We start from the raw sequence: 16,477 nt of genomic DNA, 5'->3' as shown, positions 1-16,477 counted from the left end.
TATTAAAACCGCAGAGTCAATGGCTCTTTTAATTAAGTAAAGATAAAAAATGGCATTAATCGTTCAAAAATTTGGCGGAACTTCAGTTGGAAACGTAGAACGTATTCAACATGTCGCCAAACAAGTCGCTAAAACCGTTAGCGAAGGTCATCAAGTTGTAGTGGCTGTATCAGCCATGAGTGGTGAAACTAATCGTTTAACTGCGTTAGCTAAAGAGATGCAAGATCGCCCATCTAAAAGAGAGATGGATGTATTGTTAACAACGGGTGAACAGGTCACTATTGCGTTATTGAGTATGGCTCTTCAAGAATTGGATTGCCCTGCAGTTTCTTACACAGGTTGGCAAGTACCTATTCAAACAGATGACTCATATTCAAAAGCACGAATTGAAAAAATTGATGGCACTAAAATTTTAGCCCAAATAGGGCAAGGTAAGGTTGTGGTGGTAGCTGGTTTTCAAGGTGTGTCTTTTGATGGGGATATTACAACCTTAGGTCGTGGTGGTTCAGATACCACAGCAGTGGCTTTAGCGGCTGCTTTAAACGCTGATGAGTGCCAGATTTATACCGATGTTGATGGTGTTTATACTACTGATCCTCGTGTAGTACCAAATGCCAAACGTCTAGACAGAGTGACCTATGATGAAATGCTTGAACTAGCAAGTTTGGGAGCTAAGGTACTACAGATTCGTTCAGTAGAGTTTGCCAGTAAATACAATGTACCTCTAAGAGTATTGTCGTCAATGAAAGAAGGTGGCGGTACTCTAATTACCACAGAAGATAAATTTAAGGATAATGATATGGAAAAGCCACTCATTTCAGGGATTGCGTTTAGCCGAGATGAGGCAAAGTTGATGATTTTAGGTGTGCCAGATAAACCAGGCGTGGCTTATCAGATTCTTGGGCCTATATCTGATGTTAATATTGAAATTGATATGATTATTCAAAACCAGGGTGTAGATGGTACAACGGACTTTACCTTTACCGTTAGCCGTAATGATATGGATGCCGCATTAGAAATCTTACAAGGTATTTCTTTGAAGTTGGGTGCTCGTGAAGTAATTTCTGATGACACTATCGTTAAAATATCAATGGTAGGTGTGGGCATGAAGTCTCACGCAGGTATTGCCAGTAAAATGTTTAAAACTTTGGCTGATAACAATATCAATATTCAAATGATTGGTACGACTGAGATTAAAATCTCTGTCGTGATTGACGAACCAAACCTAGAGTTAGGGGTTCAATCATTACATGAAGCGTTTGAATTAGATAAGTAATTTTAGATAAGTAATTATTAAAATTCTGACCTCAAAAAAGCCTGCAATTGCAGGCTTTTTTGTATCCAAAATAAAGCAAATGGAGTATGCCATACGTTCAATGTATTAACTATTATTAATATGTTTTTATAAGCATAACTAATTATGCGTAGCTAATAAAAGAAATTATACTAAATATTCGAATAGCTTTATTTTTAGGAATAAGCGATGTTGGTTTTAACTCGCAAGGAAAATGAATCTCTGGTTATCGGTGATGATATCAAGTTAACAATCTTATCTGTTAAAGGTGGTCAAGTGCGCGTAGGGATTGAAGCTCCTTCAGAGGTCTCTATTCATAGAGAAGAATTATTACTAAAGCTCCAAGAGATTAAACCTGTTATCCAAAATAAAGATAAAGCTCATGCATAATTGCAATTCATTATAATTATTTCACTTCTACACACTCTACTAATCGATACTCTGCCAATCTACTATATCAAGCTCAATCATATAGTTAAGTAAACTTTTGCTGTTTAAATTCATATTGTTGTTCAAATAAAACTAAAAAAAGCCAAATCAACGTTTACAACAAAGCCTTAACCTTGTATTATACGCTCCAGAAATTGGAGACGTGGCCGAGAGGCTGAAGGCGCTCCCCTGCTAAGGGAGTATAGGGTTTGTAGCTCTATCGAGGGTTCGAATCCCTCCGTCTCCGCCATTTCTAACCGTTGAAATTTAGTATTAATAAAGAGTTGACTCTTAGCAAATTCTCTCTATAATACGCCTCAACAAACAAGGCGCCCGTAGCTCAATTGGATAGAGTACTCGGCTACGAACCGAGCGGTTAGGGGTTCGACTCCCTTCGGGCGCACCATATTTTAAAGGCTTGTAATAAGAAATTATTACAGGCCTTTTTTATTATCTACAATTTTTCTGCCTGTCTCGATTTTAAGTTTCCTTTGTAAATTTGCTAAACTCTATATTTAAGAAGTCATGTATAAACGTGATGAATAAAATTTAATTCAAAACATTTTTACCAGGCCTGGTAATTTTAAATTGGGTTCATTTAAATCGCTTAAAAAAGGTGTCTTAATGAAAGCTTTACTGTTTGCCACGCTATTAATTTTTACATCTGTAGTCCATGCAGGGCAGCCACTGTTTGATAGTCATCTTCATTACGGTGGAGAGGATGCAAAGCAATATTCGCCAAAACAGATTATTGAGATATTTGATCGTAATAAGATTGAATATGCCTTGGTTTCAAGCACTCCTAATGATGGAACTGAAGCATTATATAAATATGCACCTAAGCGTATTATTCCGTTTTTAGGTTTATATAAAACGTTAGGTGATAAGCGTGATTGGATGTGGGATGAATCGGTTATTCCTCGTGTTGAGCAGGCTTTGCAAAGTGGTATTTATAGAGGTTTAGGTGAGTTTCATATATTTGCCAAAGACCGCAAAAGCCCTGTTTTAAAACAGATTGTGCAAATGGCCGTTGAACGTAATTTAATGTTGCAGGTACATAGTGATTCAGTCATTATTGATGAAATCTTTTCTCAAGCACCAAATATAAAAATACTGTGGGCTCATATGGGAACAGATCCTGAACCCGAAGCTTTAAGAGCGGTATTAAAAAAACACCCAAACAACTTATATATTGATACTTCTGTACGTGATAAACAGTTATTAGAAAATGGTGGTTTGTCTAAAGAGTGGCAACAGCTGTTTATTGATTATCAAGACCGTTTTATGGTGGCGGTAGATACTTTTAGTGTTAACCGTTGGAATACATTTGATTCTGTCGTTAACGATATTCATAGCTGGTTAGCAGATTTGCCGCCAGAGGTGTCTAAAAAACTGGCTTATGATAATGCCTATGACTTATTGGTTAAAACCCATGATAATTAAGGTTAATTGATTTTATCCTATGCTCATAGGGTATGTTAAGGCAACAGGGTTTACCAGGCCTAGTAAATTCCAATTGAAACTAAAAGGCCCCAAAGATTTGGGGCCTTTTAGTATAAAAAACTATGAAGTTACGGAATGCTTAAGGAAGAACAAATCCAATGGCTTCATGTACAGTTTTAAGTGTTTTTTGAGCTTGTTCACGAGCTTGTTCTGCACCTTTTGATAAGATGTTGCGTAGTTCGGTTTCTTCGCTACGAATTTCGTGAAAACGCTTTTGCATGGGTTCTAAATACTCCACAACCAACTCACCCAATTCAACTTTTAGGTGTCCATACATTTTGCCTTCAAAATGCTTTTCTACTTCACTAATTGGTTTACCACTAATCACTGAATAAATGGTTAATAGGTTAGATACACCCGGTTTATTTTCTAAATCATAATAAATTTCTGAACCCGAATCGGTCGTAGCTTTTTTGAACTTTTTAATAATGGTTTTTGGGTCATCAAGCAGTGCAATAAAGTTACTTTTGTTTTCATCTGACTTTGACATTTTTGACATTGGGTCTTGAAGGCTCATAATGCGCCCACCTGATGTAGTTGGTGGAATAAATGGCTCTGGAATTTTAAAAATCTCTTTATCAAAACGATTGTTGTAACGAGTAGCTAAATCACGAGTAAGTTCTAAGTGCTGCTTTTGGTCTGCACCAACTGGAACCATCTCTGTTTGGTATAACAAAATATCTGCCGCCATTAACACTGGGTAATCAAACAAACCAACGTTGATGTTTTGTGAATGTTTTGCTGACTTGTCTTTAAACTGCGTCATACGGTTCAGTTCACCCATATAGGTTGAGCAGTTTAATACCCAAGCTAATTCTGCGTGTTCTGGTACATGTGATTGGATAAAAACTTTGCTTTTATCTGGATCAATTCCAGAAGCAAGATAAAGAGAGACAAAATCTAAACTACGGTTATAGAGTTCTTTTGGGTCTTGATCAACGGTGATGGCGTGCATGTTAACCAAAGAAAACAGGCAGTCGTAATCATCTTGCATGGTTACCCAGTTTTTGATTGAACCGATATAGTTACCAATCATTAAATCGCCAGAAGGCTGAATACCACTGAATAAAATAGGTTTTGAGTTTGTCATAGGAGTCTTATCTTTGTTTTAGCTATTTTTAATAGGGCAATATTTTCGCATTTTCTAGGTCTAAAGACTAGCGACGAAAGGGGATTGCGAGCCAAATATTTATAATATAAAAGGAATTATTTTTTTAGTGCGTTCCTGATAAATTTGGTAGTGGGGGAGTTTTTCGATTAATAAAGACTCTTCATAGGTGAGTTTAATAAATAACGTGATAAATAGAGCACCAAAAAGCGATAGCCCAATCCAGCTTAAATCTAAAATCACGAGTGGTAAGAAAAACAACACAATTGAAAAATACATTGGATGGCGAATAAAACGATATGGCCCGTCTGTTACCAGTTCAATGTCTGGCATCGGGTCTGGCACAATATTAAAGTGGCCAAGATGCATGGCTTGAACTGCCCATAAGCCAATAAAGACCGCAATGGCTTCTACTATTAACACAAAAGTATTTAGGCTAAGGGGGAGTTGCAACAATAAAAGCGCGATTAAGCCAAATTGTAAGGTAACTAAACTAAAAGAAACTGCAGGATGTTTCATTGTTGTCATGCTTTTTACTCTTTTTAATTTGGATTGTTTAATTGTTGGTTTGATTATTTAATTAGTTGAAATTAAATAGTTGAGGTGTAATTTTGGCTACTTAAAAATAAAGCCTCGTTAGATTATATCTATTGAGGCTTTTATTATTGATGAAAAATGAATTTAGAGTCTTAATTTTTGGTGGTTAAACCATTACTCATTACTTTCCCCTAAATCTTCGTTCATAAACTCTTTGTAAATGTGCACGGCATTGTTTTTATGAGTTTGTTCAAAAACAGGGCGGTCTTTATATGCTGATTGATCTATTTTGTCTAGATCTTCAAGAGAACCACCTGCATCAATAACGGCTTTAACTTCTTTTTGCATATACTTAAGGTAATCATAAGTATCTTCTTTAACTTTTTGCATATTGGTGGGTGCACCGTGACCAGGAATAACTAAAACATCCTTAGGCATGGCTTTCATAAACTTTTCAAAGGTTGTCACCCATTTTTGTGTGTCGGTATAGGAAAACAGAGCAATCATACGTTGGTTGTAAGCTAAGTCACCAGGTAAAACAATGTTTCGCTTAGGTAGATAGACAATGGTTGAGCCAGGAGTGTGACCTGCACCAAAATTCATTATTTCAACCTTTTCTCCGCCACCAACATCAACGGTCATTTTGTCATCAAAGGTGGTGAATTTATCAGATACGTCAACTGCAGAATCAGTAATTTCATGGCCTACGCGGTTGCCCCAGCTGTTTCTAATCTTACTGAACCCATTATGAAAGTCTTCATTAGCAACACTGTGCGAATAGAGGTTTTTTACCCCTTGAGCAACCCAGTAACTCGCACCCAAATAAGCGTGACCTTGGCTGTTTTCTACAGCGAGCCATTTCACAGGTTTATTGGTGTATTTTTTAATCACTTGATGAAAAGCATGTGCCACTGCTGGGTTTGGCCCAGCATTAAAAACAAACACGCCATCTTCAAATTCAATAAAGGTAAGGTTGTTGTTTAAACCAAAATTACTTGGGTTGTGCCAAATCATACTGCCCACAATAGTGTAGACACCGTCAGCGACTTTTATTGGTTTGGGTAGAGTTATTTTTTTGCCTATATAGCCTTTTTTTGCCTGAGTTTTAATCACTTCTTTTTCATAGGCTTTAACACTTTGAGAGATAGTGTCATCACCAGGAAATGCCTGCATCTCTTTTGCGTAATGAGCAAAGCTCTCACTATAAGGATCTTGAGTTTGAGCTTGAGATGCGGTAGCCCCAAATAAAGCGAAAATTATTGAACTATAAAGTATTGTTTGTTTCATGACGAACTCCTTTAGTGCACGGGGTGTTTTGACTGCTGAACACTGCCTTTTACAGGTTTAGAGAAAAAAGTGTTAACAATAGATTGAATGCTATAAGCCTGGGTGGTGTTCCAAGGCATCAGCGACATAAATCGGGCTAAAAAACAATAGTTCAACAAGACCATTGCTGTTGTACCAATAATTTGAAGGTAGAAAATAAAATACAGTGGTGGATACATAGCCATTATCAATAAAAGTAAATACGCTAATCTAACTTGTACTGCAAAGTTTGATATTTTTGGTGTTAACCAAAAAAAGTGAATGACTTGAATAACATTAAAAATTATCGCCCACATAAGTGCTTGAGGTTCAATAGTAACTCCTGCAATTAATAGTAAATCAGTAATGGCCCAGTAGACCCAGATTAAATTAAATTTTGATGTAAACATTTTATGCTCTTTATGGTTAGTAACTTGGTATGACTCAAGTAGGTTGTTTATAGGTTTTTTTAAAATTATTCAATTTTTTCAATGGCAATGCTTCGCCAGCAAGTGGTTGTAATTTCATCAAGATAGCTTGGTAATGGGCGTTCTAGCATATTGTCTAAACCAAGTTGTACTAAACGTAATACGCCACCAAAAGTGCTAGCACTAGCAACCATAACGTCCATTTTTACCAAGCTGCCTTCTTCCATGCCTTGAGAGATAACGTCACGTAATGTTAAGAACGGTTGAGAAGAGCAAATGGGCGGAATCTGTGGCATAAACTCTTTGTGACGAGCCGTTAAAATAAATTGCATTACCTCAGGATGTAATTCAGCCGTGTCAATCATCCATTTAGAAAGAGTATAAAAACGGTCCCAACTGGAAGAGTATTCTCTGAGAATATTTTGTTGTTCTCGGGTGATTTGGCTTAGTAAAGTTTGCATCAGTGTTTCAGCAATGGTTTGCTTATCCTTAAACGCATGATAAATAGAGCCAGTACTGATTTTTGAATGTTTTACTATCTCAGGAATAGAGGTGTTGAAAAAACCTTTTTCTACAAATAACACTAATGCACTGTGTAAAATTTTAATTTGGGTTTTAGACAAGTTTTCGTTGATTAGAAAGGTTTGCATCATAACTCTTTTTGATAACAGGCTTTAGATTTAGAATGCTTATTCTAGAATAGATATTCTAATTAAGCAATAAAGTTCAGTTAATCTGAGCTAATATGCTAAAAATCAATTGAATTCATTGCAGTATCTCTAAAACACGCTAAAATGAAACCCTATTCTTTGAACACAAATTTATATCCCTATATGCAACGAATTATTCGTAAAATCAGTGCCTTTTTTTCAAGGTCAAAAGCCCTTCCTAAACACGATTCAATAGGAAAGAATTCACCTGTTATTGTAAAACGTCAAGAGCATGGCATTTCTCGCTCGCAAATTGATAAAGCCGCCTTGGATGTTTTATATGGTCTTAAACGTGGAGGTTATGAGGGTTATTTAGTTGGCGGTTGCGTACGTGACTTACTTCTAGGTCTTGAGCCTAAAGATTTTGATGTGGTAACGAGTGCAGAGCCAGATCAGGTAAAAACGGTTTTTAAACAACGTTGTCGCTTAATAGGTCGTAGATTTCGCTTAGCTCATGTACGTTTTGGACGTATGGTGATTGAAGTAGCCACCTTTAGAGGCCAGGGTGATGGAGATGGTCGTAAAGATCGTTTTGGTCGAAATGGAAAAGCATCAGGCCCAGCTAGACAAGTTGATGATAGTGGGCGTTTACTTAGAGATAACGTTTACGGCACAATTGAAGAAGATGTTTGGCGTAGAGACTTTACTGTAAACGCTCTATATTATGATATTAAAACCTTTTCTATTACAGATTACGTAAATGGCTTAGAGGATATTAAAAAAGGCCAACTTCGCTTAATTGGTGATCCGGAAACACGCTATCGTGAAGACCCTGTACGTATGATTCGTGCAATTCGATTTGCTTCAAAACTTGGTTTTAACATAGAGAAAAAAACTGAAAAGCCGATTGTAAAACTAGCGCCACTTTTGCAAGATGTTTCTAATGCACGTATGTTTGAAGAGGTATTAAAACTCTTTCATAGTGGTGTTGCGGTAGAAGTTTTTGAAAAGCTACGCCACTACAATATGTTTGACCATCTATTTCCATTGACCGAACAAGTTCTGTCTGAAGAGAAAGACGGCTTTCCGAGAATGTTGGTGATTGAAGCTCTTAAAAGTACCGATAGTCGTATTCAAGAAGGCAAGTCGGTTAATCCAGCGTTTTTGTTTTCAGCAATGCTTTGGGAGCCAATGTTAAAGCGTAAACAGTTCTTTTTAGATGAAGGGTTTGCTCATCAGGATGCTTTTTTTGCCGCCGCTAATGATGTGATTGAACAACAAATTAAACGTACTGCAATTCCTAAACGTTTTACGGCTCAAATGCGAGATATCTGGAATTTACAACACCGTTTGCCTAAACGTCATGGTGATCGAGCACAGAAATTGATGGAGCATCCACGTTTTAGAGCGGCTTATGATTTCTTAGGTGTTAGGGTGGCTGCTGGTGAATCTGAAGTTCAATCAATATTTGACTGGTGGACAACTTATCAAGAAAAAGACCCGGTTGAACAAGTGGCTTTTGCCAATTCAGTTGAAAAACCACAACGCAAAAAACGTGTTCGTCGTAATCGTAATTTTTACAGAAAACGCAGTCAGTCTGCTGAATCAAAAAGCTAACCTGAAATTGGTTTGTTAATGTCTAACAATACTATTTATCTTGGACTGGGTAGCAACCTTGCTAACCCAGTTGAGCAATTAAAAAAAGCTTTAAAATCTATTTCGGTATTGCCTAAAACTCACCTCGATCAGTGTTCCTCTTTTTATGGTTCAAAACCTTTGGGCCCGCAAGATCAACCAGATTTTGTAAATGCAGTATGTAAAATCCAATCTGAATTATCGCCTCAAGAATTGTTGCTTTCATTGCAAAAAATAGAGCAAGAACAAGGGCGAATAAAAAAACGTCATTGGGGTGAGCGAGTGATTGATTTAGATATCTTGCTTTATGGCGAGCAACTCATTGAAACCGAGACTTTAATCGTGCCGCATTCTCAAATTGCTTTACGAGATTTTGTTCTGGTACCACTAGCAGAAATTTCTCCAGGCCTGGTCATTCCTGGTAAAGGTTTAGTTACAGATTTGTTAGATAATCTTGATGAGTCTTATCTTATGACTCTTAATTAGTCTGATTTTTTATCAGGCAACTATAAATTCAATATAATATCTATATTCAAAAATAACCTGTTTAAGCCTGCATATCAAAATTTACTATAAGACAATAGTTGGGCTTTTCATTTTAGGAATCAATATGTCAATCACTCTTTCCAAACTAAAAAAAATGCATCAAGAAGGTAACAAAATTGCGTGTTTAACTGCGTATGATGCAAGCTTTTCCCATTGGGTTTCTCAAGCTGGTGTAGAGGTAATTTTGGTGGGTGACTCTTTAGGCATGGTTGTGCAAGGGCATACAACAACTTTACCCGTTACTTTAGATGACATGGTTTATCACACAAAAATGGTTCAGAGAGGAAATCACCAGGCCTGGTGTATTGCTGATTTACCGTTTATGTCTGATACCACTGTAGAGCAAACCCTTAAAAGTGCCGCCCGTCTAATGAAAGAGGCGGGGGCAAATATGGTAAAACTAGAAGGTGGAAATCGAGTCATTAATGCGGTATCTGCTTTGTCTGAAATTGGTGTTCCTGTTTGTGGGCATCTTGGTCTTTTGCCTCAGTCAGTAGAAAAACACGGTTATAAAGTGCAAGGTAAAGATGATTCTTCTGCAGAGCGTTTGCGTAAAGAGGCATTGCAGCTTCAAGAAGCTGGTATGGATATGTTAGTACTTGAGTGTGTGCCACAATCATTAGCAAAAGAAATTACTGAGGCTTTGTCGATTCCTGTTATAGGAATTGGTTCAGGTCTGTATACGAGTGGTCAAGTATTGGTTTTGAATGATATTTTAGGTATTACCGTGGGTAACACACCAAAGTTTTCTAAAAACTTTATGGAACAAGCCGACTCTATTCAAGAGGCTTTAGCTAGTTATGTCCGCGAGGTAAAAAATGCAGAGTTTCCTTCACAAGAGTATTTAGTCGGCTAAATAGTATTAGCCGCTAGATTCTTTTTAGCCTCAATTCAAATTTCAAATCTATCGTTTTTAGTATCACTTTATAAATATCGTTTAGTGAATTTTATTTATCAAGCTAACTGGAGTAATGAATTGTATGCAAATCTTAGAACAAGTTAAGCCACTACGAGTTCAGGTATCAGAATGGAAAAAATTAGGTTATTCCATTGGCTTTGTACCGACTATGGGGAATTTGCATAATGGTCATCTTAGCTTGGTTAAAATGGCTCAACAGAAGTGCGACAAGGTCGTGGTGAGTATTTTTGTAAACCCAATGCAATTTGGGCCTAATGAAGACTTTGCAACTTATCCTAGAACGTTTGAGTCTGACCAAAAAAAATTGGCTGATATGCAGGTTGATGCGGTTTTTTATCCGAGTGTGGATGAAATATATCCAAAAGGAATTAATCAAACTAGTGTTCATGTGCCAACCGATTTGACAGGCCTGTTAGAGGGGGCTACCAGGCCTGGACATTTTGATGGTGTTACAACCGTTGTTTGTAAACTATTTAATATGGTGCAGCCTGATAAAGCTATTTTTGGCCAAAAAGATTACCAGCAACTAGTGGTTATAAAAGCAATGGTGGATGATTTGGCACTGCCAATTGACATTATTTCAGCTCCTATTGGTCGAGATATAGACGGATTAGCCCTTAGTTCAAGAAACCAATACTTGTCTGCAGAGCAACGTAAAATTGCCCCTAAACTGCAAACTTTATTACAAGATATCGCTACTGCAATTCAATCCGGAAATAACGCTTTTATTGATTTGTGTAATACGGCAAGTCAGAGTTTGTTAGCAGAAGGATTTGATCAAGTTGACTATATACAGGTTTGTGATGCCGATACTTTATTGCCTGTAAAATCCTTTGATAAAAACCTAGTTATTCTTGGCGTTGCTAGATTAGGAAACACGCGATTATTGGACAATATATTGCTAATAAAATAATGCAAAAAATACGTTTGATGAGTTGTTATATTTAAAACGACCTAACAATTCTTACCCTTTTATTAAAATATTTAACAAGTGCGATTTTAAATATATGAGTTTTTCGACATTAATTGGTTTAGTCGCTGGTATTGCTATTGTTCTCATGGCCATGGCTATGGGTTCGTCTATTGGTATGTTTATTAACCTACCAGGCATGATGATTGTTGTGGGTGGTACGGTTGCCGCGACCATGATTCGCTACTCTATGGCTGATAGTTTTAAAGCCATAGGCATGTCTTTTAGTGTGTTAAAAGTCTCTTCAGAAGTAAGAGATTTTAATGAACTGGTTGATATTACCGAAGACCTGTTACGCATAGTCAGAAGTAAAGGTGTGTTGGCTATGGAGAGTTACGAAGTCAACAATTACTTTTATCAAACAGGTGTAAGAATGATTGTTGATGGTTATTCTTTAGACTTGGTTAAACAGACATTAAGGGAAAAAAATAAACTCCTCATAGAGAAAGCAGAGACGAGTGCTGGTGTTTTTCGCTCTGTTGGTGATGCTGCACCAGCATTTGGAATGATAGGGACTCTGGTTGGGTTAATACAAATGTTGTCTAACTTAAGTGATCCTTCTGCCATTGGACCAGCAATGGCAGTGGCCATGTTAACAACTCTTTATGGAGCGATGATTGCCAATCTGTTTGCTTTGCCTGTTGCCGATAAAATTGAGTCTTGGGTGCAAAATGAATCAGAAAGAGAGCTATTAATTATTGAAGCAATTGATAGCATTGGTCAGGGACACAACCCATCAGTAATGCGTGACTTATTAGCCCCTTATCTGCAAATGAATAAAAAGGTGAAAGATCGTGGCGAGGAAGGCTAAAGGTGGCCCTGCTTGGTTGGCAACTTTTGCAGACTTAATGTCTCTGTTAATGGCTTTGTTTGTTCTGCTATATGCAATGTCTAGTGCCGACGTGCCAAAATATAAAGCAGTAGTTGAATCTTTGAGTGAAGCACTGGGTAATGGAAGTGAGCTTACTCCAGAACAAGAGCAGTTTTTTCAATCTCTCCAGCTTTCTATGGATACGGAATCTAAAAAAACTCAGCAACCAAAACCTGAACCGAAAATCACTCAGCAAACAATCATTGATAACTTGCAACCGCTTTATAAAAGTTTGATTAAGACCTATTCGGAAGCGGGCAAAAATAGTGAAATTAAAATTAATTATGACAAAGAAAATAATCAAATCAGATTAGTTTTTCCTGAACAAATAGCCTTTGATCCAGGAAGTGCAGATTTAAAACAACGTTTTATTGTGCTGTTAAAAAAGTTTTTTCAGTTTAGGGATGAAAAGGTAGCATTACAGGTTGTTGGACATACTGATAGCCAACCAATTTCAGGCGGTCGTTTTAAGTCAAATTGGGAGCTTTCAAGTGCTAGAGCGGCAAGTGTTATTGAACAGTTGGTCAGTGATAATGCGATTAGGCCAGAGCAGGCTCAAGCAATTGGTTTGGCAGATACTCAACCGGTTTCTACGGGCACAACGGAAGAAGATTATGCTAAAAACAGACGGGTAGAAATCTTAATTACACCAGAAAAGTTTAGACCCAAATAGTTGATTTGATTAGAGCAGCTGTTTGATTACAAAAAAACCGACTTATAGTCGGTTTTTTGTTATATCTAATAATATAGAAAAATAAAAGATTTAGAATAATAAAACTACTAGCTATATTAGCTGGCTTTAGAGACATCTGCCATCTGTGTTGGGATGGTATTACGTGTATGTGTAATCTCATTCTTTTCATTGAAATAGACTAACTTCGGCTTAAAGTTATCCGCTTCTGCTTCATCCATAGAAGCATAGGTAGCAATAATCAATAAGTCTTGTGGATTAGCTTTATGAGCTGCAGCACCGTTCACAGAAATGATACCGCTATTATCTTCAGCACGAATCGCATATGTGGTAAAGCGTTCGCCATTATTCACGTTATATATTTGAATTTGTTCGTACTCACGAATGCCAGCTACATCTAACAGATGCCCATCAATGGCACAAGAACCTTCATAATCGAGTTCGGCATGAGTGGTTGTAACACGATGTAATTTCGATTTTAGTAGTGTAACTTGCATAAGATTCTCTTTAGTTCGAAGAATGGGATCACCATCACTCAGTTTAAAGCCTAGTTAAACAGTAAACTGCGAAAAATTAATTTTTAGCACGACATTATACTGTTTTTTTTACAAAATTCTAATGATTAAGTTTAGTTTGTTGAGCTATAAACAAATATATTTGCGGATTTGAGGCAATAAAAAAACCCCGGATAGAACGGGGTTTATAGGCTTAATAATGTGATTAATTTACCCTGTATTACGCATACCAGCAGCAATAGCATTAATGCTGTTAAGTAGAGGTGTTAACCAAATATCACGTTCTTCATCGGTTGCATCTACGGCTTTGTAACGAGCAAGTAGGGCTATTTGAATATTGTTTAATGGCACCAAATATGGGTTGCGTCTCTTAAGAGAGAGGGCAATTGTAGGTGTTTCGGCCATTAGGTATTCATTACCGGTAATTTCTAAAATGCGTTTTACTGCACGTTTATGTTCTTCAGAAATCATATTATAGATTTTTTGTGCATCTTCTTGGTTTTGACCAAGTTTGCTGTACTCTTTACCAATGGTTAAATCGGTTTTGAATAACGCCATCTGAATATTGCTTAATAATGCTCTAAAGAAAGGCCAATTTTCGTGCATCTCTTTAAGTTCTGCATCACTATGTTGGTTTATCCAATTATCAAGTGCATATCCTGTTCCTTGCCACGCAGGGAAGGTAAGACGAGCTTGAGCCCATCCAAAAATCCACGGAATTGCACGAATTGATGATTTAGAAAGGTTGCCTTTTTTACGGTGCGACGGACGTGATCCAATATTAAGTAAACCAATTTCAGTAACAGGAGTCGCTTCATAGAAAAACTCAAAGAATCCTTTAGTGTGATCAGTTAATTCTCTGAAACAATGTTCACCATCTTTAGCTAAAGTCTTCATCGTTTCTAGATATTTAGGATGATCTTCTTTAATGTCAGACACTAGACATGTACTGGCTTTCATTAAGCCTGTAACCCCTAAAGACAATTCATACATTGCGGTTTCTGAATTGCTGTATTTATAAGAAAGTACTTCACCTTGTTCGGTAAACTTAATCGAACCACGAACGGTACCTGTTGGCTGAGAAAGAATAGCAAAGTGAGTAGGGCCTCCACCACGACCAACTGTCCCACCACGACCGTGGAATAATCGACAGTCAACGCCGTGAGCATCGGCTAACTTCATAATTTGTTGTTGAGCTTGGTATAAACTCCATGCTGAAGATAGGTTACCGCCATCTTTCGCTGAATCAGAATAACCCAACATAATTTCTTGTTGGTTACCAGATGCTTGTAGAAGTGCTTTATAAGTTGCGTTTTCAAATAGAGCTTGGGTTACTGGTACGATTTGTTCTAGATCTTCTATGGTTTCAAAAAGAGGTGCAATTTCAATATCGCAATACGGTTTACCAGAGTTGTAACCTGCTAGTCCTGCTTGGTGTGCCAAGAATAACACTTCCATAACATGACTTGCTTCGTGAGTCATTGAGATAACATAGTTGTTAAAGGCTTTTGGACTAATCTCTTTACGCATCTCACGAATCACATTAAATACTTCAAGTACCTCAGTGGTCATCTTGTCTAATTCGAGATGTTGAGTGTCGATAATAGTTGCAGAAGCGACATGCTTAGCGAGCAGGTCTAACTTTTCAGTTTCACTTAACTTCTTATAGTCGATCTCTAGGTGAGAAAGAAGGTCGGCAACAGCATCACTATGTACATTAGATTCTTGACGAATATCTAAGCGCATTAAGTAAAAACCAAATGTTTTCACTAAACGAATTAAGTCTTGTAGCTCTTCATTGGCGACGTTTTCATCGCCATGGTTACACAATGAAGTGTAAATGAGCTCTAAATCTTCTAAAAGTTCATCTTCTGAGGTGTAGGCAAAAGAAGATTTGTCTTTTTTCTCATCATTTAACCAGGCTTCTATATATTGAAGGTTTTTACTTAGGCGGCCTTCCATTAAATATAGGAAACGACGGTAAGGTTCATCTTTAAAACGTTCAGGACGTTTTTTGAAAACGGCTTCAATTAAGTCAGCATCCACAATCGTAGAGCGGTTAATGATTTCTTGTGAAATGTTACATAAATAGCGAGAGTGGGTAAGCTTAGAACTTAAATCAAATATACGTTTTTTATATTCATAGATTACGGCACGAGACTGAAGAAGAAGGGCTTTGATTGTTGTGTCGTGAGTAACAAAAGGGTTACCATCTCGGTCACCACCAATCCAAGAACCAAAGGTTAAGAAGTTTGGTGTTTTAATTTCAGCTTCTGGATAGTGTTTAGATAAGGCACGCTCCATATAGCGATAAACGGTTGGTACAGCATCAAATAATGATTTACGGAAATAGTAAATACCGTTACGGATTTCATCTTCGACAGTAGGTTTTTGACGGCGTACTTCGTCAGTTTGCCAAAGCACTTGAATTTGTGATTCTAGCTGTTGATATAGAGATTCTTTTACATACTCGTTGTTGTATGCATCCGCTTCATTTAGTGTACCGATATCCAAGAAGATTCTTCTTAGATTATCCATAACTGAACGGCGTTTTGATTCAGTAGGGTGAGCGGTAAAAACTGGAATATAGTGAAGTTTGTTCAGTAGTTCTTGAACTTGATTGGCATCCATGCCTTGTTCTTTAAATTCACCAACGGTATTTAATACAGAACCCATCCATAGAGGGCCATCTGATTTTAGCTGGCTTTGTCTTTCATGGTAGTGATGTTCTTCTTCAGCTAGGTTAACTAAGCTAAAGTACAAGTTAAATGCACGAATGATTAGATTTAATTCATCTGCACTTCTAGACTCAATGAATGCGGTAAGTTCTTGGCGTAATTCTGGATTATCAATTTTTTGTAAACTTATATAACCTTTACGAAGTTTTTCAATCGAGTTATATGTATCTTCACCTACTTGTGAAGTGATTACTTTTCCAAGGACAATCCCTAGAAGTTTAACACGTGCCCTTAACTGCTTATCACGAATATCAGCTGCCATTTTTACTCTCAGTTTTAAAACAAAATTAGTAGGAATTATAGCAGATATTTCTGATGAATTAAGCAGATAGAAGGGA

General features: G+C 37.2%; 16 protein-coding genes and 2 tRNA genes. 11 read left to right on the top strand and 7 right to left on the bottom strand.

The window, feature by feature from the left end:
- Positions 1 to 49: 49 nt before the first annotated feature.
- The 5 genes from ACORJQ_RS10745 to ACORJQ_RS10725 all read left to right on the top strand — a co-directional run bounded on the left by ACORJQ_RS10745 (position 50) and on the right by ACORJQ_RS10725 (position 3,166).
- Positions 50 to 1,276: an aspartate kinase gene (locus tag ACORJQ_RS10745; protein ID WP_321324413.1), complete on the top strand. Its 1,227-nt coding sequence runs from the start codon at positions 50 to 52 to the stop codon at positions 1,274 to 1,276.
- 207 nt (positions 1,277 to 1,483) lie between these two features.
- Positions 1,484 to 1,684, top strand: coding sequence for a carbon storage regulator CsrA (gene csrA / locus ACORJQ_RS10740; RefSeq protein WP_321324411.1), 201 nt, complete (start codon positions 1,484 to 1,486; stop codon positions 1,682 to 1,684).
- A gap of 196 nt (positions 1,685 to 1,880) precedes the next feature.
- A tRNA-Ser gene (locus tag ACORJQ_RS10735) sits at positions 1,881 to 1,973 on the top strand.
- Between the two features lie 79 nt (positions 1,974 to 2,052).
- A tRNA-Arg gene (locus ACORJQ_RS10730) sits at positions 2,053 to 2,129 on the top strand.
- A gap of 218 nt (positions 2,130 to 2,347) precedes the next feature.
- Positions 2,348 to 3,166, top strand: a complete 819-nt coding sequence (locus tag ACORJQ_RS10725) for an amidohydrolase family protein (protein ID WP_321324409.1) — start codon at positions 2,348 to 2,350, stop codon at positions 3,164 to 3,166.
- Between the two features lie 139 nt (positions 3,167 to 3,305).
- Here ACORJQ_RS10725 and trpS read toward each other — a convergent pair whose 3' ends face one another.
- From trpS to ACORJQ_RS10700, 5 genes are all read right to left on the bottom strand, one after another.
- Positions 3,306 to 4,316 carry a tryptophan--tRNA ligase gene (gene trpS / locus ACORJQ_RS10720; protein WP_321324407.1) on the bottom strand — a complete coding sequence of 337 codons (1,011 nt, stop codon included), beginning with the start codon at positions 4,314 to 4,316 and terminating at the stop codon, positions 3,306 to 3,308.
- A gap of 99 nt (positions 4,317 to 4,415) precedes the next feature.
- Positions 4,416 to 4,862: a methyltransferase family protein gene (locus ACORJQ_RS10715; protein WP_321324405.1), complete on the bottom strand. Its 447-nt coding sequence runs from the start codon at positions 4,860 to 4,862 to the stop codon at positions 4,416 to 4,418.
- Between the two features lie 183 nt (positions 4,863 to 5,045).
- Positions 5,046 to 6,158, bottom strand: a complete 1,113-nt coding sequence (locus ACORJQ_RS10710) for an MBL fold metallo-hydrolase (RefSeq protein ID WP_321324403.1) — start codon at positions 6,156 to 6,158, stop codon at positions 5,046 to 5,048.
- Positions 6,159 to 6,169: 11 nt separating this feature from the next.
- The gene (locus ACORJQ_RS10705) at positions 6,170 to 6,586 is read right to left on the bottom strand and encodes a hypothetical protein (RefSeq protein ID WP_321324401.1); all 417 of its coding nucleotides are present in this window, start codon (positions 6,584 to 6,586) and stop codon (positions 6,170 to 6,172) included.
- A 65-nt stretch (positions 6,587 to 6,651) separates the two neighbouring features.
- Positions 6,652 to 7,254 (bottom strand): TetR/AcrR family transcriptional regulator, encoded by a 603-nt coding sequence (locus ACORJQ_RS10700; RefSeq protein WP_321324399.1) that lies wholly within the window; start codon positions 7,252 to 7,254, stop codon positions 6,652 to 6,654.
- Positions 7,255 to 7,413: 159 nt separating this feature from the next.
- On the opposite strand from ACORJQ_RS10700, the gene pcnB reads away from it, so the two are divergent.
- From pcnB to ACORJQ_RS10670, 6 genes are all read left to right on the top strand, one after another.
- On the top strand, positions 7,414 to 8,871 hold the full coding sequence (pcnB, locus tag ACORJQ_RS10695) for a polynucleotide adenylyltransferase PcnB (RefSeq protein ID WP_321324397.1): 1,458 nt from the start codon (positions 7,414 to 7,416) through the stop codon (positions 8,869 to 8,871).
- A gap of 18 nt (positions 8,872 to 8,889) precedes the next feature.
- Positions 8,890 to 9,375 (top strand): 2-amino-4-hydroxy-6-hydroxymethyldihydropteridine diphosphokinase, encoded by a 486-nt coding sequence (folK, locus tag ACORJQ_RS10690; protein ID WP_321324395.1) that lies wholly within the window; start codon positions 8,890 to 8,892, stop codon positions 9,373 to 9,375.
- A 124-nt stretch (positions 9,376 to 9,499) separates the two neighbouring features.
- Positions 9,500 to 10,291 carry a 3-methyl-2-oxobutanoate hydroxymethyltransferase gene (gene panB / locus ACORJQ_RS10685; protein WP_321324393.1) on the top strand — a complete coding sequence of 264 codons (792 nt, stop codon included), beginning with the start codon at positions 9,500 to 9,502 and terminating at the stop codon, positions 10,289 to 10,291.
- Positions 10,292 to 10,406: 115 nt separating this feature from the next.
- The gene (gene panC, locus ACORJQ_RS10680; RefSeq protein WP_321324391.1) at positions 10,407 to 11,267 is read left to right on the top strand and encodes a pantoate--beta-alanine ligase; all 861 of its coding nucleotides are present in this window, start codon (positions 10,407 to 10,409) and stop codon (positions 11,265 to 11,267) included.
- A gap of 94 nt (positions 11,268 to 11,361) precedes the next feature.
- The gene (locus ACORJQ_RS10675) at positions 11,362 to 12,135 is read left to right on the top strand and encodes a motility protein A (RefSeq protein ID WP_321324389.1); all 774 of its coding nucleotides are present in this window, start codon (positions 11,362 to 11,364) and stop codon (positions 12,133 to 12,135) included.
- Positions 12,119 to 12,868, top strand: coding sequence for an OmpA/MotB family protein (locus ACORJQ_RS10670; protein ID WP_321324387.1), 750 nt, complete (start codon positions 12,119 to 12,121; stop codon positions 12,866 to 12,868). Before ACORJQ_RS10675 ends, ACORJQ_RS10670 begins: the two co-directional genes overlap by 17 nt.
- A gap of 116 nt (positions 12,869 to 12,984) precedes the next feature.
- Here ACORJQ_RS10670 and panD read toward each other — a convergent pair whose 3' ends face one another.
- Both panD and ppc read right to left on the bottom strand, forming a co-directional pair.
- The gene (gene panD, locus ACORJQ_RS10665) at positions 12,985 to 13,383 is read right to left on the bottom strand and encodes an aspartate 1-decarboxylase (protein ID WP_321324385.1); all 399 of its coding nucleotides are present in this window, start codon (positions 13,381 to 13,383) and stop codon (positions 12,985 to 12,987) included.
- Between the two features lie 228 nt (positions 13,384 to 13,611).
- Positions 13,612 to 16,401 carry a phosphoenolpyruvate carboxylase gene (gene ppc / locus ACORJQ_RS10660; RefSeq protein ID WP_321324383.1) on the bottom strand — a complete coding sequence of 930 codons (2,790 nt, stop codon included), beginning with the start codon at positions 16,399 to 16,401 and terminating at the stop codon, positions 13,612 to 13,614.
- Between the last annotated feature and the right edge of the window lie 76 nt (positions 16,402 to 16,477).

Source organism: Thiomicrorhabdus sp. (genome assembly GCF_963662555.1).
GTDB lineage: Bacteria > Pseudomonadota > Gammaproteobacteria > Thiomicrospirales > Thiomicrospiraceae > Thiomicrorhabdus.
Note: the sequence above shows the minus strand (reverse complement) of the source record. Positions and strands in the feature narration are given on the sequence as shown.

Bases quoted from the DNA above. Each gene is read 5' to 3' on its own strand.
- ACORJQ_RS10745 (WP_321324413.1), top strand. From the start codon at position 50: ATGGCATTAATCGTTCAAAAATTTGGCGGAACTTCAGTTGGAAACGTA.
- csrA (WP_321324411.1), top strand. From the start codon at position 1,484: ATGTTGGTTTTAACTCGCAAGGAAAATGAATCTCTGGTTATCGGTGAT.
- ACORJQ_RS10725 (WP_321324409.1), top strand. From the start codon at position 2,348: ATGAAAGCTTTACTGTTTGCCACGCTATTAATTTTTACATCTGTAGTC.
- trpS (WP_321324407.1), bottom strand. From the start codon at position 4,316: ATGACAAACTCAAAACCTATTTTATTCAGTGGTATTCAGCCTTCTGGC.
- ACORJQ_RS10715 (WP_321324405.1), bottom strand. From the start codon at position 4,862: ATGACAACAATGAAACATCCTGCAGTTTCTTTTAGTTTAGTTACCTTA.
- ACORJQ_RS10710 (WP_321324403.1), bottom strand. From the start codon at position 6,158: ATGAAACAAACAATACTTTATAGTTCAATAATTTTCGCTTTATTTGGG.
- ACORJQ_RS10705 (WP_321324401.1), bottom strand. From the start codon at position 6,586: ATGTTTACATCAAAATTTAATTTAATCTGGGTCTACTGGGCCATTACT.
- ACORJQ_RS10700 (WP_321324399.1), bottom strand. From the start codon at position 7,254: ATGCAAACCTTTCTAATCAACGAAAACTTGTCTAAAACCCAAATTAAA.
- folK (WP_321324395.1), top strand. From the start codon at position 8,890: ATGTCTAACAATACTATTTATCTTGGACTGGGTAGCAACCTTGCTAAC.
- panB (WP_321324393.1), top strand. From the start codon at position 9,500: ATGTCAATCACTCTTTCCAAACTAAAAAAAATGCATCAAGAAGGTAAC.
- panC (WP_321324391.1), top strand. From the start codon at position 10,407: ATGAATTGTATGCAAATCTTAGAACAAGTTAAGCCACTACGAGTTCAG.
- ACORJQ_RS10675 (WP_321324389.1), top strand. From the start codon at position 11,362: ATGAGTTTTTCGACATTAATTGGTTTAGTCGCTGGTATTGCTATTGTT.
- panD (WP_321324385.1), bottom strand. From the start codon at position 13,383: ATGCAAGTTACACTACTAAAATCGAAATTACATCGTGTTACAACCACT.
- ppc (WP_321324383.1), bottom strand. From the start codon at position 16,401: ATGGCAGCTGATATTCGTGATAAGCAGTTAAGGGCACGTGTTAAACTT.